This window comes from Halocola ammonii, from assembly GCF_049334165.1.
Taxonomy (GTDB): Bacteria; Bacteroidota; Bacteroidia; order Flavobacteriales_D; family Sanyastnellaceae; genus JBEGHD01.
In genome coordinates, this window is the sequence record NZ_JBEGHD010000006.1 from 103,379 (window position 1) to 126,036 (window position 22,658).

The window sequence follows — 22,658 nt, forward strand, 5'->3', positions numbered from 1 at the left end:
TGCATGTATTTCCTTCCCAAATTTCGCAGAGGCATTTTTAATAGATATAGACGAGAGATGCCTGTTTTTGAGATGTTTCTCAAGGATATGAATCACCTCGGACTGCGAATCAAGAACAAACTCAAAAGAGGTTCGGCCTCTAAAACGCTGCTGGTTTATCCGCACTACCCAAGTCGGAGTTCCACGATCTACAAGGTTGGAAAAGCACTCAACTACGAGATAACCAACAACCCAAAGAGCAACTTCGATTTGGCCATCTACTGGGAGTATCTCACCTATCGGGAAGAGTACCACTGGCTCGAGAAAGTGGCGAAAGAAAAGAGAGTGGTAAACCTCCACAGCCGCGACCTCAGCAAGGTTTTTACTGAGAAAGTAACAGCCGAAGTTTTTGGATACTCCACTTTCGTTGATCCTTTCACCTACGAGGGAAAGATGGTTCAGAAGAGCAATGTGAATGCAACTCACGATGGTCAAGTGGTAGAAGGGCCATTGAAAGAAACCGAGGAAGGAGCGATCTACCAGTTGCTGATCGACAACTCCGTTGAAAACGAGTTGGTGATGGACATCCGCGTGGTCGTGGTGAATGGCGTTTTGGATTTCGTTTATCTCAAGTACCGTAACAACTGGAGGAGATTTAAAACCACCATTAAGGCCGAGGTGAAGCCAAGCACAGAGGTTTTCTCCGAAGAAGAAATTCGCCTCATGAACGAGCTCTGCGAAAAAGTGAATCTCGAATACGGGGAACTGGATGTGCTGCGTGACAAAAAGAGCGGCAGGATCTACGTGATCGACATCAGCAACACCGCTCAGGGTCCGCCAAACAACATCTCCAAAGAAGACTTTGATTTTGCGGTGAACGCCATCGCCAGGAGATTCGAAGAAGAGTTTGTGTTGAAAAATTCGAAAAATAACAAGTAAGCTGACGAACGGGGATGCTTGCCAATGCGGGCATTTCATTTATTTTTGTCAGCAAACCGATTAGAAAAATTATGGCAACTACTTCAGATATCAGAAACGGGCTGTGCATCAAGATGGACAACGACCTGTTCCAGGTGATAGAATTTCAGCATGTGAAACCAGGTAAAGGTCCTGCATTTGTCAGAACCAAAATCAAAAACCTGAACAACGGAAAAGTACTCGACAAGACTTTTTCTGCAGGACACAAAATCGACCCGGTGCGAATCGAAACACGCGAATACCAGTTTCTCTATAAAGACGACACCGGCTATCACTTTATGAACACTGAGAATTTCGAGCAGATCAACATTCAGGAACACCTGATTGACTCTCCGGAATTTTTGAAGCCAGAGCTGATTTGCAGCATCGTTTTCCATGCTGAAGAGGAGCAAGTGCTGAGCTGCGAGGTGCCACATTTTGTGGAAGCAGAAGTGACTTATACCGAGCCAGGTGTGAAGGGTGACACAGCCACAAACACTCTAAAGCCAGCGACTATCGATACTGGAGTAGAAGTGCGTGTGCCGCTGTTCATTAACACCGGGGACATGATTAAAGTCGACACAAGAACGAAAGAATACTCAGAGCGATTGAAGAAATAATTTCAATGGCCAACCCATTAGCTTGGTGCTTTCCTGCTTGAATTTTAATGCTTTTTTCAAAGGTCTCTCGACTCCGCTCGAGAAACTCCCACCGCACCAGCCAGTTGCCTGCGGGCAAGCCGGTTGTCGAGCGGAGTCGAGACACAGGGAAAGAGTTTGCTAACCATGGCAAATTCAAAAAAGGCGACTTCAAAACAAATCTCTAAAAAATGCTTCCGACACCTATCGGGAGCATTTTTTATATGCAGTCAATTGGTTAATTTCGTTCACAAATCTGAAGTAGGAAAATGAAACTATCCCCATCCAAAACACTCGCTGAAATTGCTGAAATGCTCGGTTGCGAGTATGTTGGTGACCCCAACCACGAAGTCTCAGGAATCAACGAAATCCACAAGGTGGTGCCCGGAGATCTGGTTTTTGTGGACCATCCAAAATATTATGACAAGGCGTTGCAATCAGCCGCTACCACTATCTTGATCGACAAAGAAGTGGATTGCCCTGAGGGAAAGGGATTGCTCGTTTCAAAACATCCATTTGACGATTTCAACAAGCTCACCAAAAAGTTCAACCCCTTTACTCCGTGGACGGAAGAACAGGACGAGTCCGCTGAGATCGGAGAGGACACAATCGTGCATCCGAGGGCAGTAATCGGACCCAAAGTGAAAATTGGAAAGCGCTGCATTATCCATTCCGGAGTTGTTATTTATGACGACACGGTGATTGGTGACGATGTGATTATTCATGCGAATGCCGTGATTGGGGCCAATGCTTTTTACTACAAGAAGAAAGGAAAAGAATACGACCGCATGCACACTTGCGGAAGAGTGGTGATTGGCAACAAAGTGGAGCTCGGTGCTTGCACCACTGTCGACCGCGGAGTTACTGGCGACACCATTATTGGAGATGGCTGCAAATTCGATAACCACGTGCACATCGGCCACGATAGCGAAATTGGAAAAAACTGTCTCTTTGCGGCTCAGGTTGGCGTTTCCGGTTGTGTTTGGATCGAAGACAACGTAACGCTCTGGGGTCAGGTTGGCGTTCCCAGCGATTTACGCATCGGAGAAAACGCGGTTGTTCTAGGGCAGAGCGGACTCACAAAATCACTTGAACCAAATAAAACCTACTTTGGTAGTCCGGCAGGAGAGGTGCGCGAAAAGTTTAAAGAAATCGCCATGATCCGTAAATTGCCGAAGATTATCGAAAAACTGAAATAAGCTCCACCATGTCTTCACGCCTGCTGCGACTCACTAAAAAGCTCGAATTAAAAGGTTATAAGCTCAATGCCCTTTTGGAAATTACGCAGGCTATCAACAAGAATCTCGATGTTGAAGAACTGCTCGATCTTTATCGCAATGTGCTCGTCAATCGGCTGGGCATCGAAAAGGTCATCCTCTTCGCTGAGGAAATGGGTAATTGGACCTGCATCCTAAAGGTGGGTGTAGCTGGTGAAATTCGCGATATCAAGGATGAATCTTTTTTTAATCAATCAGAATCGATCTCGCTTAACCTTACTTCAGGAGGCCAAACTGAGTCTTTCGATGTAGTCATTCCTGTGCATCACGATGAAGTGCCACTCGCTTACCTCATGGTTGGCGATTTGGGAGAAGATGAAATCCGAATGAGTCCGGTGATCAAACACATGAAGTTCATTCAAACTTTGACGAACATCATTATCGTGGCCATTCGCAACAAGAAATTTATCGAGCAGAGTTTGGTTCAGGAGCGCATCAACAAGGAGCTCGAACTGGCTGCCGAAATGCAGTCGTTGCTGCTGCCCAAAGAATTTCCCGAGCACGAAGCTTACAAGGTCTCGGCAGTTTACAAACCTCACCAACAGGTTGGCGGAGATTACTACGACTTTCTTCAGCTCAACGATGAAGAAATCATGATGTGCATGGCAGATGTATCCGGAAAGGGAGTTTCTGCGGCTTTTCTGATGTCGAACTTTCAGGCTAATCTTAGAGCACTTTTTTCTTATCGCCAGCCAAACATGCTCGAGCTCATTCAGGAGCTTAACGAGCGCGTGATGTCGAGCGCTCGAGGAGAAAAGTTTATCACTTTTTTCGTGTGCATCTACAACCTGAAAACCCGAAAGCTGAAATACGTGAACTGCGGGCATAATCCACCGGTACTGACTGATGAGTCGGGAGATATCGAGCTGTTGAGTCTCGGAACTTATGGTCTCGGCATGTTCGATGAGATTCCACAAGTTAACCTCGGTGAGATCACCGTGAAACCAAACTCTACAGTGATGTGCTACACCGATGGACTGGTGGAAATGGAGAATGACAATCGCGAGGAATACGGCATGAAACGCTTGATAAATATTTTGCGAAAAGCTCACGAGCTGTCACCTTTAGACCTAAACAAGAAAATCATGCGTGAAATTGACGACTTCCGTGAGAGTCAGCCATACTTTGATGACACAGCGATTCTAAGCTGCCGGATTTTCTAAAGCCGGACCGTCCTTTTCTTCTTCTTTGTGGTAAAGGTCGATGGCGACCAAAATGGCAATGAAGCCCCAGAATGGGATCGATGCTTTGTCTGTGTCCAAATAGTTGTTGAGCGTTCCGTGAATGATGTAAGTTACCCAGCCCAGGAAAGTAGATACGACAACGATTCGCCACTTCGGATTTTTCACAGTGAAGAAAAGCCTGAAACCAAGGTGCAGCACTACGTAGCATAGAATCAAAACAGTGATCGTTCCCATGAAACCCGTTTCGGCCAGCGGCCCAAGATATTCACTGTGTGCATTTCCTCCATCGGCATTGTTGGTACTGATCCACGTGAGGTTTTCAGATTTCTGGTAGGGCGCATACTGAAACTGATAAGTGCCGGGACCAAATCCGAAAACTGGTTTTTCTTTAAACATCGATATGGCAGCATCCCAACGGTTGAGGCGCTCCAGGTTGGAGTTGTCTGAAGTTACATTCGAAATCGACTCCACGTGTTCGGCAAGTTCGTCCGAAGACTCCGAGGAGTTTCTTTTCAATTCAATTAGCAGTTGTTCCTGATAGTTCCAAATAAGAAAACCACTCACAAAAGTCACCACCAAAATGAGATTCAAGCGTACTCTCAACACCATCAGAACGTAAAGAGCAGCTACTGCTGCCAGGCTCACCCAGGCCGCCCGTGTGTAGGAAAGAATGATTCCCACGACCAAAATAGCCACTGCCGAGAGTAGAAAAAAGCGAAGCAGTGGCGAGAATTTATTCATAAAGGACAGTCCGATAGCCGGAGGTAGAAACATGGCCAGCACAGCGCCATAAGATGTGTGATCCTTAAAAAATGGCGACATCACCCAGTGGCCCGCGTCCATGTCGAATCCGTATTGCGAGTGGTGGATGATGGTATAAATGATCACTCCGGTCAGCGGGATGAGGTAGAGCACAAAGTACCTACGTATGTGAATTGGATTTTTAAAAATGTGCACGGCCAAAAAGTAGAAGGCTGCTATGAACCACATCTTGGACAACAAAAATTTGAATGAAACCAGTGGCATGGTGCTCGTGATGCAGGTCAAAAACATCCAGGTCAAATAGCCATAGATCGCCAGTGAGACAGGGTGCTTGAAAATCTTCGGGTCTATGGACTTTCCGTAGAGTAACTTAAAAATGAAAAGAATCAGGATGCCAAAAAGCAGCGGCTCTGTGGGCAGGTAGAAGCCGATGTCGAGATGACCCAAATCAAGCTCCTCCAGATTCAACGACAGGGGAGTGCTGAAAACGACAAACAAAAGCAACAAATCGAGCCGCATGAAAGCCGCCCATAAAACCAGCATTACGAGCGGTAACAGCGCGAAGTAGTAAAACTCCAGCGCAATAAAAACCCCGTTGGCCAGGGCAAACAAAAGCCCGAGCGCATAAAGCCAGTTGGTTCGTTGTTTTGCAGTGAGATTCAGCATAGAGTTACAGCAGCCCTTCGCGTTTCATTCGCTGAAAATTCTCGAAAACAAGCAAGAGAATCACGGTGAACACAAACGCTGAAACCACAGACATCACCACAATTAGCCAGCGAACCGGGTACGCTTTTTTATCGGGAACCTGTCCGCGGTTTACCACAAATTTGGCTGGGATTGTTGAGGCCACATCGATCTTGAGCAGCTCGTAGTTTCCTTTTAGAATGGCCTCACGTTCGTAAGCTGACTCAATTAAAGTTTCAAGACGTTGGTACTCACTTCCGTACTTGGCAATTTCCTGCATTTCTTCTTTGATGTTTTTTGCCTGAGTGGTCCGGCCTTCGCTAAGTGCTGTGGCGTATTGCTCGTTCATCCCTTCGATTTGAGTCACGTAGTCGAAGATTCCCAGCTCTCGCAGCTCACTCATCTCCGCTTCCATTTCTTTGATCTCGAGAAGCAGCTTTTGATACTCCGCTTCGGCCATGTCGAGTGCTTGCTGAGCTCGCTCATTTTTCAACCTATTGCTCACAGTGTCCACCATAGCGGCAATGTCGTTGGCAATGAGCATGGCTGTGTCTGGACTGGCATCCAAAACTTCCACTTCAACAGAACCAAACTTAGTGAGATTCGAGCTGATGTTTTCATTGTAAGCTTTGCTCATGAGGCTATTGGCTCCTTTCTGAGACGGGTCGATGTTGTAGTGCTCAAAGAGATCGTATTTGCGGATCACAAACTCCTGAACCTCGTGTGAATTGACGAGCTGCAAGAGCTGCTCTGCCTGCTCTGTTTCTCCGAGTTCCATCAAATCTTCACGGTTGTCTTCTTTCATAAAAGATCGACCGATAGAGTTGGTTGCTGCGGCAAACATCCTCACTGAAGAGCGATATTTTTCCTGGATCATCAGCGAAGCGATTACCGAGATAATAGCGGCTATCACACAGACTACGATGATGATTTTTGACTTGCGAAAAAGAAACACCAAAAGGCTGTTGGACTTTAGGTGCGTGTTGTTTTCTGAAGGGGATTCTGAATTCATCTACTCAAAAAAAATTTTGGGGCAAAAATAGTGATTTGTCCCACGGATGTTAGTTGTAGGTTTACTTTGCTAATTCTCTTGTTGGCGCTGTTTTATCAAAGCGAAAAAGCGCTTCACGCTGAGCATGCCAGTCAAAATTGCGAAAAGCAGCCCTGCGCCAGTCACAAATACAAACTCTAACTGCCATTTCCAGTTAATTATTGCCGTGCTCCAGGCGGTAGTTATCACCAAGATGACGAAGAAAGCTGTGCGCAATAAAAGCCCCCAATTCGGCCGGAACTTGAAGGCGTGCAGCATCAGTCCAATTTGAACAGCAAGAACCAATGCCTGCGTGACCAAACTCGCCAGTGCCGAGCCGTAGGCCATTTGCGTGGGGATGAGAAAAAAGTTCATGATAATATTCAGCGCCATTGCCGAAAAGGCCAGGATGTTGAGCCATTTCAGCTTTCCACTGGCTGTGAGCAGCGAACCAAAAATGTAGGAGAGGCTGTAGGCGAGGAAACTGAACATCAAGAGTCCAAAAACCGGAGCAGCTTCATCGAGGTGTTTTGAAAACCTCAGACTGAGAATTTCTTTATCGAAAATGAAGCAAACAACAGCCAAAATAAAAGCACCACTGAAAAGCAGCTTAAACGAAAGGGCCACCAGCGGACCCACGTCATCCTTTTCTTTGAGCGCCCTGGAGAACATCGGCAAGAGCAAAACAGCAAAGAGATAACCGACCATGTTGGCGGCCTCGAAAAACCGATATCCCGAGGCGTAAATCCCGGCTTGCAGCGTTCCGTTGTCGAGCATTCGCTCGAGCATCACACCATCGGTTTTGTAGTGCACCATCATAAAAAGAGTGAGCAGAGCGTAGGGAATGCTTTGTTTTAAAATGACCCTCGAAAAGATCGGTTCGATCCGTGGACGCAGTTTTCCTGTTTGGCGAACTACCAAAATCAGAACGAAAAGAGCCGTTAAAAAATAGGCGATCGTTTGTCCGTAGATGAACCATTCGATCTGAAACGGCTCGCTTGTGACTCCACCCCAAAGCAGAGCTCCCATCATGCCGATGAGCAGCAATCTATCTAGAATCGAAACCAGGCTGTCTTGCTTAAAAAGCTGCAGTGCCGTGAGGTTTGATCGCAGAAATAGAATGGTGGCAACGAGTCCCTGGTTAAAGGCGAGTACGACCAAAATCTCGAGTTGCTCGGTGGAGTAGCCAAAAGAAAAGCCAAAAACCAGCACGGCAATCAGGTACAAAATGAAAAGAATTGCCCTGAGCGACAGCATCCCGGAAAAGTGTTTTCGCAGCAAGTGCTCATTTTGCGAGATGTGACGGGTGTTGAAGTTGGTCATTCCCATATCGAGAATGATGTTGAGAATGAAAGAGAAATTGATCAGCGCGAAGTAGTTACCGTAAACTTCGGCACCCACACGCTCGAGAATTTCCATATCTATGAAAAAGATATAGAAAGGCTTCACCAGTAGATTGAGCAGCAGAAGTAATATGAGGTTGAAAACAAACCTTCTTTGCATAGCGCGCGGTGGATCGAAAAATCGTGGCGCAAGATAATCATTCCTCAGTTGTGGCGGAATCCCTTAACTTCGCCCACCGTTTCATCAGAATACCATCGAAGTAAAGTGAAAATTGGAGTAAATACGCGGTTGTTGATTTCAGGAAAGCTGGATGGAATCGGTTGGTTCACTTTCGAAACCATGAAGCGGATCGTGAAGCAACATCCCGAGCATGATTTTTTCTTCTTTTTCGACCGACCCTACAGCGAGGAGTTTGTCTTTGCTGACAATGTTTACCCGGTGGTACTCACTCCCAAAGCCAGGCACCCGCTGGCTTTTGTTTACTGGTTTGAGTTCAGTGTGAAAAATGCGTTGAAAGCCCTCGGCTGTGATCTTTTTCTCTCGCCAGATGGATACGTTTCGTTGCGTACTAAAGAGCCGACTCTATCGGTAATCCACGATCTAAACTTCGAACACTACCCGGCCGACTTGCCTTTTCACATTCGGATGTTTTACAGAACGATGTTTCCGAAATACGCTCGAAAGGCCGATCGGCTAGTTACTGTCTCAGAGTTTAGCAAGAGCGATATCGAAAAGCAGTACGGCATTTCACCATCAAAGATTGACGTGGCCTACAACGGAGTTAACGAAAGTTTTGCTCCGATTTCTGAAAGTCAGCAAGAGGAGTCCAGAAAGAAATTTGCAGAAGGAAAACGCTACTTCGTTTTTGTAGGTTCGCTGCATCCGCGGAAAAATATCTCTCGACTTTTCAAAGCATTCGATCAGTTTTCAAAAAATTCCAGAGAAGACATCCGGCTGGTGATTGTGGGTGAAAAGTATTATTGGAACGCTGATATGAAATCAGTTTTCGAGTCGATGGAATTTTCCGAAAGAGTGATGTTTAGCGGCAGGCTCAGTGCCGATGAATTGAAGGTTGCCACTGCCGGTGCCTTGTCGGTGGTTTACGTTCCTTACTTCGAAGGTTTTGGCATTCCCATTTTGGAAGGCTTCAAATGTGGAGTTCCGGTGATCACCTCTAATGTAACGAGCATGCCGGAGGTAGCCGGAGATGCCGCTTTGTTGGTAGATCCATTTGATGTGAACTCCATTGCCGAGACGATGAAAAAAATCGCAACGGACGAAGCCCTGCGCAAAGAGTTAATTCAAAAAGGAAGCGAACGTGTGAAACAATTTAGCTGGGATCTCACGGCTAAAAAGCTTTGGGGAAGTGTGGAGAAACTCGCCAGGCAAAAAAGGCTTCTTTAGATCTCTGTTTTATCTTTGCAAAAATGTCTTTAAAGCGATTTTACACGAAAGGAAAACTCGAAGCCGGTTGCGATGAAGCGGGCCGTGGATGCCTTGCAGGTCCGGTGGTTGCGGCAGCTGTAATTTTACCACCACGCGTTCGGTTTAGCGCGCTAAACGACTCCAAGCAGGTATCGTTGAACGACCGCAACAGACTACGAAAAGAAATCGAAAAGAAGGCAGTGAGCTGGGGTGTAGGCATTGTGTCGCCAGAAGAAATTGATGAGATCAACATTCTCAACGCCTCGTTTCTGGCCATGCACCGCGCCATCGATCAGCTGAGCAATTCGCCAGAGTTGCTCTTAATTGATGGAAACCGGTTTAACCCTTACAAGGAGCTCGACTACGAATGCATCATCAAAGGCGATTCAAAATTTCTTTCGATCGCTGCGGCTTCAATTCTAGCCAAAACTCACCGCGATGAGATCATGGAAAAGTACCACGAAAGTTATCCGGTTTATTCATTCCCTACCCACAAGGGTTATCCCACCAAAACACATCGAAAAGCCATAGAGGAGCACGGTCCATGTGCTATTCACAGAAAGAGTTTTCAGCTTTTACCTCGTCAGCTAAAGCTCGGATTCGACTGCCAGTAGAAGGTTTCGGAGTTTGGAAACATTGAGTTAACACAATATTCAATTAGCGTTAATTGTGAACTAACCCTGCGTTGATGATTCTGCTATTGCTTTGCAAGCGAATTCAAAACTCAAAAGAAATTTTAAATCAAATTCTCTCAAACGATGAAACTCAAAAGTAATCTAATCTTAGCTACAGTATTTGGAGCCTTTGCTGTACTTGCAACATCTTGCGCTAAGGAAGAAGGCTGTACAGATCCAACTGCTACTAACTACAACGCAGATGCCGAAGAAGATGACGGTTCTTGCGTTTACCCAGAGCCAGAAGAAGGTGAAGTTTTGGTGACTTCAAATATTTCTTCTGACACTGAGTGGACAAGCGATAATGTTTACATCCTCGGTGGACGTATCACAGTACTTGACGGTGCTACTCTCACAATTAATCCTGGTACTATCATTAAAGGTCAAGCTGGTGCAGGTCCAAATGCTACAGCTCTCTTGATTGCCAGAGGTGGCAAATTGATGGCTGATGGTGACCCGGATTTGCCGATCATCTTTACTACTATTGCAGATGAGATCACTCCTGAGCAAGTTGCTGGTGGTGACTTTGCAAGCCCAAACCTGGATGCTAACACTCGTGGTTACTGGGGTGGACTTATCGTTCTCGGTAAAGCGCCAATCTCTGCTTCTAATGAAGCAGGAGATGATGTGAGCGAAGTTCAGATCGAAGGTATTCCAACTTCTGACCAAAACGGTCTTTACGGTGGAAACGAACCAGGAGACAACTCTGGTGTTCTGCGCCACATTTCTATTCGTCACGGTGGTTCTAACATCGGTGCAGGAAACGAAATCAACGGTCTCACTCTTGGAGGTGTAGGTACTGGAACTGTTGTTGAAAACATCGAAGTAGTGGCAAACCAGGATGACGGTGTTGAATGGTTCGGTGGAACTGTGAATGCTTCAAACATTGTAGTCTGGAACTGTGGTGATGATGGTCTTGACACTGACCAGTCTTGGGCAGGAACCGTAGATAATTTTGTTGTGTCAGGAGTGACAGGTCACTGCTTTGAGCTCGATGGTCCTGAAGGATCAATGCAAGCAGGTCACACTATCATGAACGGTACAGTTTACGCTTCAGCTGATGGCAACAATTCTGAAGACCTTATCAATGTTGATGATAATTCAATCGTTGATCTCGAAAATATTTTTATCACAAACATCTTGGAGTCAGGTCAACAGGTATCAGAAGATGACAACGTAGACCTTACTACTGTAAGCGGTGTTACTTTCTCAAATGTATTGCTCGATGTTCCGGCTGCAGACCTTGGTGATTACATCAATGGTCCAGCTCCAGCGGGAATTTCTGCAGGTGGTTCAGGCCAGGCTGATGTCTCTGTGTTTAATGGTTGGACGTGGGCCCAGCAAGCTGGAGTGTTCCAGTAAATTGTAGAAAACTGAAAACAAAGTTTCAATACAAATCCAATACAGCAGACTTGTGGAAAATCCGCAAGTCTGCTTTTCTATTTAACCTAACAATTTTCAACTCAATTAAAATGAGGTTTTTAGCGACTGCTTTTTTTGTTCTGTCAGCAATTTTTGCTCAAGCGCAAAAAGGAACGATCAATGGAACTGTCATCGAAGACTCCAATGGTCAGCCTATCATTGGAGCCACAGTTATGATAGAGGGTACCTCCAACGGATCCTACACCGATTTGGACGGAAATTTTTCCATAAAGGTGGAGCCTGGTGTATACAATTTGAAAGTGTCTTTTATATCTTTTCAAACCCTCACTGTCGAAGGTGTTGAGGTAGATGCTGGAGAAACGACTACGCTTTCGCGTATTCGGCTCAAAGTGAGCAGCCAGCAGCTAGAAGCTGCTGTTGTTACGGCCGAAGCTACCCGGAAATCGGAAGAAGCTCTGATGACTGTGAAGCGTAAGTCCGTTGTTATGATGGACGGTATTTCATCCGAGAAAATGGCAATGACTGGTGATGGAACCGCTGTTGAAGCTGCGAAGAGAGTAACCGGTGTTTCTATAGAAGGAGGGAAATACGTTTACGTCAGAGGACTTGGCGATCGCTACTCAAAAACTACATTGAACGGAGTGGATGTTCCGGGTCTGGATCCAGACAAGAACACCATCCAAATGGACATCTTCCCCACAAGTCTTATAGACAACATTACAGTCAACAAAAACTTCACTGCCGACATGCCGGCTGACTTTACCGGAGGATTATTGAACATCGAAACAAAAAGTTTTCCAGATGAAAAGTTCCTTAATGTGAATGCAGGAATTGGGTACAATCCTAGTATGCATTTCAACTCAGACTACCTGGCTTATGAAGGGGGGGCAACGGACTTTCTGGGTTTTGACGATGGTACGAGAGCATTGCCAGCGGGAGCCGGAGGTGCTAATATTCCAACTCCGTTGAACTCTGAACCTCAGCAGGTGAATAATTTTGTAAGAAGGTTTAGTCCGCAATTGGCTGCAGAGCGCCAGACAAGTCTAATGGATTTCAGTGCTGGTGTTTCTTTCGGAAATCAGATTGATATCAGCAAAGGTGAGGAAGGCGAAACAGGCTATCAACCAAAGCTCGGATACGTCTTTGCACTTACTTACAAAACTGATTATCGCTACTACGATGATGTGAAGTATGGTGAATATCAAAAACCAATTTCCTCAGATGAGACCGAGCTTGTCTACGCTACTGTGCAGGAAGGAGAGCTTGGTGAACGGAGTGTACTTGGTGGAATTCTTGGAGGATTGGCCTACAAAACCAGAAACTCAAAATATCGTTTGACGGCTATGCGTCTGCAAAGCGGAACGAGTCGTGCAGGTATTTTCCAGATAGATAACAGTGGTTCTGCAGTGGGCCAATCTGGATATTTTGCCGAGTCGCATAACCTGGAGTACAACGAACGTTCGCTGAACAATCTTTTGATTAACGGAACACATTATTTGGACGAATCAGGTTGGGAAATCGATTGGCGACTTTCCCCAACAATTTCGACCGGAGACGATCCAGATATTCGTAAAACAGCATTTACGCAAACCCAGGTAGATACTTCATTTATCGCTGGAGCTGGTGGTAACCCATCTCGCATCTGGCGATCACTAATAGAGCTGAACGCTACTGCCAAAATTGATGTGACCAAAGAGTACAAGTTGCTTGAAAAGGATGCGAAACTGAAATTCGGAGCGAGTCATACATACAAGCAAAGGGACTATGAAATTTTGGCCTACGACATTCAGTTCAACACCAATCAGGATTGGCCAAATCCTCATCCTTCTGAGGTTCTTGATCCAGAGAACTTGTATCCAAATACTCCGAACTCAGTCTATTATCAAAGTCAGAATGCCTCGCCTAATCCGAATGCCTACGAAAGTAATGTTCACAACACAGGAGCATACGTTTCTAACGAGTTTGAGCCTTTCGATCGCTTGAATACAATTGTTGGACTTAGAGTTGAGAACTACGTGCAACGACACACCGGACGCGATCAAAATTTTGCTCAAGGTAATCCTGATGGTCAAAACCTGGTCAATGATAAAGTACTTGAGTCACTCGACTTCTTTCCATCAGCCATTGCCATTTTTGAACTCAACGAGATGCAAAACCTGAGAGGTTCTTACTCTCGCACGATTGCGCGTCCTTCTTTTAAGGAGTTGTCTTTTGCACAGATCCTCGATCCTATCACAAACAGATTCTTCAACGGTGCCTTGTTTGCCTACGAAGGTTCATGGGATGGAAACCTCACTTCTACAAGAATCGACAACTTCGACTTGCGTTGGGAGCTTTTCCAGGAAAGAGGACAACTCTTTTCTGTGAGTGCTTTCTACAAAACATTTGATAATCCAATTGAGTTGGTTCGTATCCCGGAGCAACAGACCAGCACAGAGTATCAGCCGCGAAACGTAGGAGACGGAAGTCTATATGGAGTTGAGTTCGAAGTCAGAAAAACATTGGAATTCCTTTCTCCGAAACTCGAAAACTTCAGTGTGTCTGGAAACCTCACACTCGTGGAATCACAAATCGACATGACGCTCACTGAGTTCAATGCACGCCTGACTTATGAAAAAGACGGCCAAACAATTGATGACTCACGTCAGATGGCTGGCCAGGCTCCATGGGTAATCAACGGTGGACTTTCCTATGGCAATACCGAAAATGGAATCGATGCCGGAATTTACTACAATGTAAAAGGGCCTACTCTCCACATCGTAGGTTCGGGTCTGTTCCCAGATATCTACCAGGAGCCATTTCACAGCTTGAATGTGAGCTTCAGAAAAACATTGGGTGAAGAAGGAAACACGAGCATTGATTTTAATGCTTCAAACCTACTCAACGATAGAAGAGAGATTTTCTATCAGTCGTACGAAGCGCAAGAGCAAATATTTACAAGCTTCAACCCTGGGGTTGCCGTAAGTTTGGGTATTAGCCACAAGTTTTAAAGAATAGTACACTGCAAGAGATGTCTTCTTAAAAGGCATCATACATTTCCCCCAAGTGAAAGCCGGTTCAGATGTGAGCCGGCTTTTTGCTTTACTCGATTTTAGCAAACTTTAGAATTCAAAACACGGGTTTTTCTTTGGCTTCCCTTATGTTTGAGAAGACCGTTTGAGAATTGGCTTAACCATGAAAATCTACACTCCCGTTTTAGTTTGCCTTTTTGTTTTCAGTTCTTGGTGTCTCAAAGCTCAGTCGGAATTGATTTTTGTCTGCGACTCGACTACCAGGGAGCCAATTTCGTTTGCAACCATTGCCGGTGATACATCGGGGTTTTATTCTCACGTTGACGGCAGTTTTCCTCGTGAGCTTCTCACTGAGGAAGAATACCGCGTGACGTGCATTGGTTACCACCCGAAGACTTTGAAAACCTATTCTGTCCGCGACACGTTCTTTCTCGCTCCATCTCAAGTGCAGCTCGATGAAGCTGTGGTGAAAGGTGAGTATGAGACTTATGAAATTGGGTATCATGACTTGGCTTCCTCAGATCATTCATTTGTCGGTACCAATTACATTACAGCAGTTCTTGTAACCTCAACTAATCAAAGAAGGCAAATAGTAGAGGAGATAATAATTCCATTTAATCGTCTCAGGAAAGGTGATCGATTCACAGTCTTTCTCTTTTCAGTTAATGAAAAAGGTAATCCTGGGGAACTGATTTTTGAAAAGGAAATTCATTATGAGAATAGAAGAAATGAATTTAGACTGGACATCCAGGAATACGGAATTCAGCTCCCTAGGGAAGGTGTCTTTCTAGGAGTTTCGCTTTTCTCAAAGGATGAGGAGTACCGAATGTGGCAAAGTCCGGCAGCTCCTGCCACTACCAAAATTTATGAGGAACTGACTTTTCTTTTTAGCCATAACGAATGGCACCCACTAAAAGGATTTGAAGTGGAATATTGGAATCTGGCCGTTGGATTAACTGTTAGACCTTTTTAAAACTGTTTGAAGATTTAATTTCTTTCTCTTGAATTATTGCAACAGACGAATTCCTTGAGCAAATCTGGGGATTCTCTCAGCAAAAGCCCTCAGCGTATCTCTCCTTGCAAAGAGAATGTAGCCCAACGTCATAGCTGCAGAGAAGAAGTAAAGGCTCATCACTACCGCAATGAAAAGATGGAAGCCGAGTCCCATCAAAAGGAAAACTCTTTTGGTAGGCTTTATCCAAATAAAAATTGGAACGAGCGTTTGGTAGGCTAGTCCCAGGTAAGTCATCGCGGCTGTAATTGCCGGGTATTGAAGCAGGAATTCAGCAATTGGGTGGTCTCCGTACATGTCGAGACTCAGCGAATAGTACATAGCTGTGCCATCGAGCCATTGGTCACCGCGCCATTTTGCAAGAGCGGCAATAAAATAGATTAAACAAACCTGTACCATGCAAGCCCACACGCCAAAGTTTGAGAGCATCACCAGAATTCGATTTCGATAGCGCAAGTTGACCACAATCAGGTAGGCCGAAAACAGCATAATTACCAAAAATCCTGCGTTGACTGAATAGTGCGCACCGAAGTAAAACATCATCATAGTTAGGTAAACTACAATCCGTGGAAAGTAGGAAATTCGCTCCCACATAGATAGTACACAAGCTACCAGGTGAACCCACAGAATGGCCTGAGCCCAACCAGGGTGATAAGATAGAAAGTAGGCTTTGTTCACGATAAACCCAGGACGTCCGCTGTTAGTTGTAATAAGTGCATCCTCACCATACATGATTTGAAAGTCATTCCAATGGTAAAGCCAAAAAGCAATCATCCAGAGGTAGACCAGTCTGGAGAAAATCCAGGTCGCTATCGGCTTGTAATTGGACTCACCAATTGCATCTAATTTGTCAAAAAGTTTCCCTTTCCAACTCATGGATTAGTGCTGATTGCCGGTAAAACAAAAGTGCGTTCATCGCCTTCTTCTCCTGGGGGAGCAATTTTTCGAAAATGAAACTTGAGTTGCAGGCTGTCCGCCCTGGCTCCATCCGACTCCAACTTATGGTGTTGGGCGATGTAGCGCCAAATGTGGAAGAACCTCCGGGTATTCATCACCGCGTCAAATTTTGGCTCACCATCCTCGTAATAGAGTCTCTTACTAAAATCGCTCTGGACTTTTGTGGTCATTTTCTTGGGAACATAAAAGAGGGGCTTGCTTGTTCTTCCTTTCAGTTCATAGGGTGAAACCCAGTCGCTCCAACCCGACTCTTCATTCCAATGACGATAGTGGATTGTGGGTTCAGTGGTTTTAATATTCGGTGCAAACAGCTCCCAACCCTGATAGAATAGTGGCAACGAATACTGCTGGCTGATGTGGTAAGCCTTGGGATTGATCCACTCATGAGGCAAGCAGAAGACAGTGATCAGGACAAAATGCAGCACAAAAAAGCCGCCTGCTCCAAGGGTCAGGAGGCGGTAAAACCAAATGCGTTTTTCAGATGAACTTTTCTTCAAGAAACGTGTGATTTACACTGAGGTTGATAAAGCTTTTTCAAAGTTACATATTTGCCGGGATAAATTAATTTTGCTAAAAAAACAGATTCAATGATATCAGCAAACGATCCAAGTTTAAAATCATGGGTAGACGTACCCGAGAACAGCGACTTTCCAATCCAAAACCTGCCTTTTGGAATTTTTAAGACCGAAAACGAAGGCCCACGTGTAGGTGTGGCCATCGGTGATAAGGTGTTGGACCTCAAGTCGCTTCATGTGCTCGGGTACCTCAAAAACCTTCCTTTCAACATCGATGACTTTGCCAGCTCATCTCTCAATAGAATGATGAAATATGGCAAACAAGCGACAAGGGAGCTTAGAAATGAAATTTCGAACTTGCTGAATGCAGATAACAACGAATTACAAAGTAAGGAGCATCATGTGAGCCAGGCACTTCACAACCAGAGCGAAGTTGAAATGCTCATGCCGGTGGAGGTTGGTGATTACACTGACTTTTACAGTAGCGAAGAGCATGCGACCAATGTGGGAACTATGTTTCGCGATCCGGATAACGCGCTGTTACCAAACTGGAAACACATTCCGGTAGGTTATCACGGGAGAGCTTCCTCGATTATCGTATCCGGTGTTCCGGTGCACCGCCCGAAAGGACAAACTCGCCCCGATCCTGAAAAGCCACCTGTTTTCGGTCCAACAAAATTGCTGGATTTCGAGCTCGAAACAGCTTTTATCACTTTTGAAGGAAAACCTCTCGGAGATAGCATTTCTACAGCAGAGGCAGACGACCACATTTTTGGAATGGTACTGTTCAATGACTGGTCTGCCCGCGACATGCAAAAATGGGAATACGTGCCTCTCGGGCCATTTCTCGCGAAGAGCTTTGCTTCCTCAATTTCTCCATGGATCGTGACACTAGATGCGCTTGAGCCATTCAGAACTCCAGGGCCAAAGCAAGACCCAAAAGTGCTTCCATACCTCGAGTACGAAGGGGATAAAAACTACGACATCAATCTGGAAACCTACATCCAACCCGATGGAGGAGATGAAAACCGCGTGTGCCAGTCGAATTTCAAATACATGTACTGGAACATGAATCAACAGCTCGCGCACCATACAGTGAACGGCTGCAACGTGAGAGTTGGTGATATGATGGCCAGCGGTACGATTAGCGGTAAAGACAAAACTTCTTACGGCTCAATGCTCGAGCTGACCTGGAGAGGTTCTAACCCAATTAAGCTTTCTGACGGGACTGAGCGTAAGTTTATCCAGGACAACGACACCGTGATTATGCGTGGTTTCGCAACCAAAAACAACGTTCGTGTTGGATTTGGTGAGGTGAAAACCAAGATTTTACCGGCTCGTTAGTTATCTTCGATTATAGGGGGCTTAGTATTCAGACACTAACTAAAGGTCGGGAAAAGTAATGGTAGGTGTAGACACAGAACAAGAGAACAGGGAGTTGCGCAGGCGCTACCGTGGTTTGTTGAGAGCCGCGCAGCGCTCTAAGTCTCGCAGCGATAAGAAACGCATTCGCAAGGCATTCGACATCGCCCTGGAAGCGCACAAGGATATGCGCAGAAAATCGGGCGAGCCATACATCTACCACCCGATCGCTGTTGCGCGCATCGTAGCCGAAGAAATTGGCCTCGACACCATCTCGATAGTTTGTGCCCTCTTGCACGACACAGTTGAAGACACCTACATTTCTCTGGAAGACATCGAGGATTTGTTTGGCGTGAAAGAACGTCAGATCATTGATGGGCTCACCAAAATTTCCGGTGTCTTTGATCACTCCTCATCGGCCCAGGCTGAGAATTTCAGAAAAATGCTTCTCACTCTTTCTGACGATGTGAGGGTGATTTTGATCAAGCTAGCCGACAGGTTGCACAATATGCGCACGCTCGACTCAATGGCGAGAGAAAAGCAGTTGAAGATTGCTTCGGAAACGCTTTTTATGTACGCTCCTCTGGCTCACAGGCTCGGACTGTACAACATCAAAACCGAGCTTGAAGATCTGGCACTGAAATACAAAGAGCCTGAGGATTATGCTGAGATTTTGGCGAAGCTTAAAAAGACGCAAGCCGTGAGAACGCGATTCGTGAATAAGTTCATGCTTCCCATTCGCAGAGACCTCGAGAAAGCCGGGCTGAAATTTGAGATTAAAGGTCGCACGAAATCAATTTTCTCAATCTGGAATAAGATTGCCAAGAAAGGCGTGAAGTTCGAAGAGATTTACGATGTGTTTGCTATCCGAATTATTCTCGATTCTCCGATGGAGCGAGAAAAAGCCGATGCCTGGAATGCTTATTCAATAGTCACGGATCACTATCAACCTAATCCGGATCGACTTCGCGATTGGATTTCGACTCCTAAGGCCAACGGCTATGAGTCGCTTCACACCACGGTGATGAGTCCTACTGGTAAATGGGTGGAGGTTCAAATTCGCTCAGAGCGAATGGATGAAGTTGCAGAAAAAGGCTTCGCTGCTCACTGGAAATACAAGGACGGAGAAGATAACAGCGAAAGCAATCTCGACAACTGGCTCTCTCAAATTCGCGAAGTGCTGGAGAGCGATAGTGACAACGCGCTGGACTTTATCGACAATTTCAAGCTCAACCTGTTCTCCAAAGAAATTTATGTCTTCACTCCTGATGGTGACTTGAAGACGCTGCCGAAAGGAGCCACTGCACTCGATTTTGCCTTCAATATTCACACTCAAGTGGGGCACTCATGCATTGGTGCAAAAGTGAACCACAGGCTTGTACCACTAAGTCACGAGTTGAAGAGCGGTGATCAGATCGAAATCATCACTTCCAAAAAGCAAAAGCCGAAAGAGGGATGGCTGGACTTTGTGGTGACTGCCAGAGCACGCCAAAAGATCAAGCACGCGCTAAAAGAAGATCAGAAGAAAGTAGCCAGCGAGGGAAAAGAAATGCTCGAGCGGAAGTTTAATCACCTCAAGGTGACTATGAACAGCGAGAACATCACTGCCGTTGAGAAGCACTACAAAATGCCTTCTACTCTTGACCTCTATTTTCAGATAGCTACTGGAAAAATAGATTTAAAGAAGCTCAAAGGCCACAGTGTTGAAAACGGTATGATTTCTTTCGATAAGGAAGAGCCGGAGGTTGAACCGAAGAAAAAGTCGACCAGGGAAAAGGTCATAACACCGATGCCGGGCAAAGGCGACATGCTGCTGATTGGAGATGATGAGCAGAAAATGGACTACACGCTCGCTTCGTGCTGTCACCCAATTCCCGGTGATGACGTTTTTGGCTTCATCACCGTTAGCGATGGAATGAAAATCCATCGTACCAATTGCCCCAACGCTACAGAACTCATGAGCAACTACGCTTATCGTGTCATCAAAGCGCGCTGGGCAAGCAAAGATCGGGTTCAGTTTGAGGCGGGAATGAAGTTTACCGGAATTGATGATGTCGGCCTTGTAAATAAAATCACCAACATTATTTCAAGCGACCTTCACGTAAATATGAAGTCGATCAGTTTCGAGAGTAACGATGGAATTTTTGACGGTAAAGTGACAGTGCTGGTGGATGACACCGACCATCTTTACAACGTAATTCAAAAACTCAAAAACGTTGAAGGGGTTCTTACTGTTGACAGATTGGAAAGTGATTTTATAGAATAGTCAGACAGAAAAGGACAGCTATTTCCCTGTTTTAGGGTTCGGTTAGTTCTTAGTATTTTTGTCTGTCGTTTTAACGGGCACATGTCAAAAAAAGAAACACAGGAAAAAGTCAAGGAAATTTTCTCAGCCTACCTGGAAAAGAACAGGCACAGGAAGACTCCTGAGCGATTCGCAATACTTCAGGAAATTTACGACTACGATGGTCATTTCGACATCGAGTCGCTCTACATCAACATGAAGAACAAGAAGTATCGCGTTTCGAGAGCCACGCTCTACAACACCATCGATCTTTTGCTGGCGTGCAACCTCGTGAGAAAACACCAGTTTGGAAAAAATCTGGCTCAGTTTGAAAAGGCACATGAGAATCACCAGCACGACCACATCATCCTCACCGACTCGGGTGATGTGCTGGAGTTTTGCGATCCCAGGATTCAAAACATAAAGTCAACTCTCGAAGAAATTTTTGGAATCGAAATTTTGCACCATTCGCTCAATTTCTACGGCCACAAGAAATCCAATAAAGAAAACACCTAATGCCATTTTCATTTCACTCCGACACTGTAGCTAACTGCAGGGTTTTTCATTTTAAGGGAAGTTTCATTGACAGTTCTGATGACAGGCAACTTGTCAATGAGTTTCACGAACTTTTGGATGAAGGTGAAAAGAGCTTCATTTTTGATTTCAAGGATCTGGAGTATATCAACAGCAGTGGAATTAATGAACTTGTGAAGATGGTGAACAGGGTCAACCAGAGCAAGGGGAATCTCGTGTTTGTGGCCGTCCCGGAAAAAATTCAGGAATTACTCAAGATAATAAAACTCAATTCGGTATTAACCATTCGCGAAAGCATCGATGAAGGTGTTGCCGCTATCAAAGCTAATGAATAAGCATATGAAAGTGGATGTTCTCCTCGGACTACAGTGGGGTGACGAAGGTAAAGGTAAGATCGTTGACGTACTCACCCCCAAGTACGACATCATTGCCCGTTTTCAAGGTGGGCCCAACGCGGGTCACACGCTTGAATTTAACAACATAAAGCACGTGTTGCACACTATTCCATCGGGAATTTTTCACCCAGGTGTGATCAACGTTGTAGGCAACGGTGTGGTGATAGACCCGGTGATTTTCAAAAAAGAAATCGACAAGCTTCGTGAAATGAAGGTCGATGTGAACAAAACCCTGCGCATCTCGCGCAAAGCGCACCTTATTATCCCAACACATCGCATTCTCGATGCGGCAAGTGAAGCCGCTAAAGGAAAAGAAAAGATTGGTTCAACACTGAAGGGAATCGGTCCGGCTTACATGGATAAAACAGGAAGAAATGGACTCCGTGTGGGAGACATCTTTGAGCCGAATTTCGAAGAAAAATATAACGCACTGGTTGAGAAACACAAGCGCATTTTGAGCAATCAAAATTACGACTACGACCTCGATGGCCTGCAACCAGAATGGTTTGAAGGAGTGGAGTTACTGAAGTCACTCAACGTTATCGACAGTGAGCATTTTGTGAATGGTGAGATGAAAGCCGGAAAATCGGTGCTTGCCGAAGGTGCTCAAGGAGCTTTGCTCGATATCGACTTTGGATCTTATCCGTTTGTGACTTCTTCTAATACTACTGCTGCCGGAGCTTGCACCGGTCTCGGAGTGGCGCCAAACAACATTGGAGAAGTGATAGGTATTTTTAAAGCCTACTGCACGAGGGTGGGTAGTGGGCCTTTCCCAACCGAGCTTCACGATGAGGTAGGTGAAAAAATCAGAAAACAAGGTGGTGAGTTCGGAGCTACCACTGGACGCCCGAGAAGATGCGGCTGGATAGATTTACCCGCTCTCAAATATGCCATCATGGTCAATGGAGTGACTCAACTCAATATGACCAAAGCTGATGTGCTCAGCGAGTTTTCATCGATCAAAGTTTGCACGCATTACAAATACAAAGGCGAAAAAATCGACCACATGCCTTACGACATCTCTCCAGAGTTGCTCGAGCCAATCTACCAGGAACTGCCTGGATGGAAGGAGGATTTGACAGGGATGAAATCTTATGATGATCTTCCCAAAGAGCTCACCAACTACGTGGAGTATTTAGAAAAGGAACTTGAGACGCCAATTACAATTGTGTCTGTTGGTCCGGACCGTACTCAAACGATCCAGCGGCAAAATGTTATGGCCTGATTTTCGTTGGTAGGCCATTCCATTCA

At 45.5% G+C, this 22,658-nt stretch carries 19 protein-coding genes; 14 read left to right on the forward strand and 5 right to left on the reverse strand.

Annotated elements, in window-relative coordinates:
• Nucleotides 1–3: 3 nt before the first annotated feature.
• From ABHV44_RS07780 to ABHV44_RS07795, 4 genes are all read left to right on the forward strand, one after another.
• Entirely contained in the window at nt 4–918 is a 915-nt protein-coding gene (locus ABHV44_RS07780; RefSeq protein ID WP_459074108.1) for a hypothetical protein, read from the forward strand.
• A gap of 71 nt (nt 919–989) precedes the next feature.
• On the forward strand, nt 990–1,556 hold the full coding sequence (efp, locus tag ABHV44_RS07785) for an elongation factor P (RefSeq protein WP_459074109.1): 567 nt from the start codon (nt 990–992) through the stop codon (nt 1,554–1,556).
• 287 nt (nt 1,557–1,843) lie between these two features.
• Nucleotides 1,844–2,773, forward strand: a complete 930-nt coding sequence (locus ABHV44_RS07790; protein ID WP_459074110.1) for a UDP-3-O-(3-hydroxymyristoyl)glucosamine N-acyltransferase — start codon at nt 1,844–1,846, stop codon at nt 2,771–2,773.
• A gap of 8 nt (nt 2,774–2,781) precedes the next feature.
• Complete coding sequence (locus ABHV44_RS07795; RefSeq protein WP_459074111.1) at nt 2,782–4,014, forward strand: PP2C family protein-serine/threonine phosphatase; 1,233 nt, start codon at nt 2,782–2,784, stop codon at nt 4,012–4,014.
• Here the strand turns inward: ABHV44_RS07795 and ABHV44_RS07800 are convergent.
• The 3 genes from ABHV44_RS07800 to ABHV44_RS07810 all read right to left on the reverse strand — a co-directional run bounded on the left by ABHV44_RS07800 (nt 3,994) and on the right by ABHV44_RS07810 (nt 8,014).
• Nucleotides 3,994–5,463, reverse strand: coding sequence for an O-antigen ligase family protein (locus ABHV44_RS07800; protein ID WP_459074112.1), 1,470 nt, complete (start codon nt 5,461–5,463; stop codon nt 3,994–3,996). The two genes, ABHV44_RS07795 and ABHV44_RS07800, sit on opposite strands and share 21 nt — an antisense overlap.
• 4 nt (nt 5,464–5,467) lie before the next feature.
• Nucleotides 5,468–6,493: a hypothetical protein gene (locus ABHV44_RS07805; RefSeq protein ID WP_459074113.1), complete on the reverse strand. Its 1,026-nt coding sequence runs from the start codon at nt 6,491–6,493 to the stop codon at nt 5,468–5,470.
• A 69-nt stretch (nt 6,494–6,562) separates the two neighbouring features.
• Nucleotides 6,563–8,014, reverse strand: coding sequence for an oligosaccharide flippase family protein (locus tag ABHV44_RS07810; RefSeq protein WP_459074114.1), 1,452 nt, complete (start codon nt 8,012–8,014; stop codon nt 6,563–6,565).
• Between the two features lie 105 nt (nt 8,015–8,119).
• Here ABHV44_RS07810 and ABHV44_RS07815 point away from each other — a divergent pair, with 105 nt between their 5' ends.
• The 5 genes from ABHV44_RS07815 (at nt 8,120) to ABHV44_RS07835 (ending at nt 15,321) form a co-directional block, all read left to right on the forward strand.
• Nucleotides 8,120–9,259 (forward strand): glycosyltransferase family 4 protein, encoded by a 1,140-nt coding sequence (locus ABHV44_RS07815; RefSeq protein ID WP_459074115.1) that lies wholly within the window; start codon nt 8,120–8,122, stop codon nt 9,257–9,259.
• A gap of 23 nt (nt 9,260–9,282) precedes the next feature.
• Nucleotides 9,283–9,894 (forward strand): ribonuclease HII, encoded by a 612-nt coding sequence (locus tag ABHV44_RS07820; RefSeq protein ID WP_459074116.1) that lies wholly within the window; start codon nt 9,283–9,285, stop codon nt 9,892–9,894.
• 144 nt (nt 9,895–10,038) lie between these two features.
• On the forward strand, nt 10,039–11,316 hold the full coding sequence (locus ABHV44_RS07825) for a hypothetical protein (protein ID WP_459074117.1): 1,278 nt from the start codon (nt 10,039–10,041) through the stop codon (nt 11,314–11,316).
• 110 nt (nt 11,317–11,426) lie between these two features.
• Nucleotides 11,427–14,327 (forward strand): TonB-dependent receptor, encoded by a 2,901-nt coding sequence (locus ABHV44_RS07830; protein WP_459074118.1) that lies wholly within the window; start codon nt 11,427–11,429, stop codon nt 14,325–14,327.
• A 184-nt stretch (nt 14,328–14,511) separates the two neighbouring features.
• On the forward strand, nt 14,512–15,321 hold the full coding sequence (locus tag ABHV44_RS07835; RefSeq protein WP_459074119.1) for a peptidase associated/transthyretin-like domain-containing protein: 810 nt from the start codon (nt 14,512–14,514) through the stop codon (nt 15,319–15,321).
• A gap of 33 nt (nt 15,322–15,354) precedes the next feature.
• On the opposite strand, the gene ABHV44_RS07840 is transcribed toward ABHV44_RS07835, so the two are convergent.
• Both ABHV44_RS07840 and ABHV44_RS07845 read right to left on the reverse strand, forming a co-directional pair.
• Nucleotides 15,355–16,236: an HTTM domain-containing protein gene (locus ABHV44_RS07840; protein ID WP_459074120.1), complete on the reverse strand. Its 882-nt coding sequence runs from the start codon at nt 16,234–16,236 to the stop codon at nt 15,355–15,357.
• A complete protein-coding gene (locus ABHV44_RS07845) occupies nt 16,233–16,814 on the reverse strand; it encodes a DUF5819 family protein (protein ID WP_459074121.1) in 582 nt (193 codons plus the stop codon). The genes ABHV44_RS07840 and ABHV44_RS07845 overlap by 4 nt, the downstream gene beginning before the upstream one ends.
• 90 nt (nt 16,815–16,904) lie before the next feature.
• On the opposite strand from ABHV44_RS07845, the gene fahA reads away from it, so the two are divergent.
• The 5 genes from fahA (at nt 16,905) to ABHV44_RS07870 (ending at nt 22,632) form a co-directional block, all read left to right on the forward strand.
• Entirely contained in the window at nt 16,905–18,176 is a 1,272-nt protein-coding gene (gene fahA, locus ABHV44_RS07850) for a fumarylacetoacetase (RefSeq protein WP_459074122.1), read from the forward strand.
• A 58-nt stretch (nt 18,177–18,234) separates the two neighbouring features.
• Nucleotides 18,235–20,460: a RelA/SpoT family protein gene (locus tag ABHV44_RS07855; protein WP_459074123.1), complete on the forward strand. Its 2,226-nt coding sequence runs from the start codon at nt 18,235–18,237 to the stop codon at nt 20,458–20,460.
• A gap of 81 nt (nt 20,461–20,541) precedes the next feature.
• Nucleotides 20,542–20,994, forward strand: coding sequence for a Fur family transcriptional regulator (locus ABHV44_RS07860; RefSeq protein WP_459074124.1), 453 nt, complete (start codon nt 20,542–20,544; stop codon nt 20,992–20,994).
• The gene (locus tag ABHV44_RS07865; protein ID WP_459074125.1) at nt 20,994–21,347 is read left to right on the forward strand and encodes an STAS domain-containing protein; all 354 of its coding nucleotides are present in this window, start codon (nt 20,994–20,996) and stop codon (nt 21,345–21,347) included. Before ABHV44_RS07860 ends, ABHV44_RS07865 begins: the two co-directional genes overlap by 1 nt.
• A gap of 4 nt (nt 21,348–21,351) precedes the next feature.
• Nucleotides 21,352–22,632: an adenylosuccinate synthase gene (locus ABHV44_RS07870; protein ID WP_459074207.1), complete on the forward strand. Its 1,281-nt coding sequence runs from the start codon at nt 21,352–21,354 to the stop codon at nt 22,630–22,632.
• The last annotated feature ends 26 nt before the right edge of the window (nt 22,633–22,658 follow it).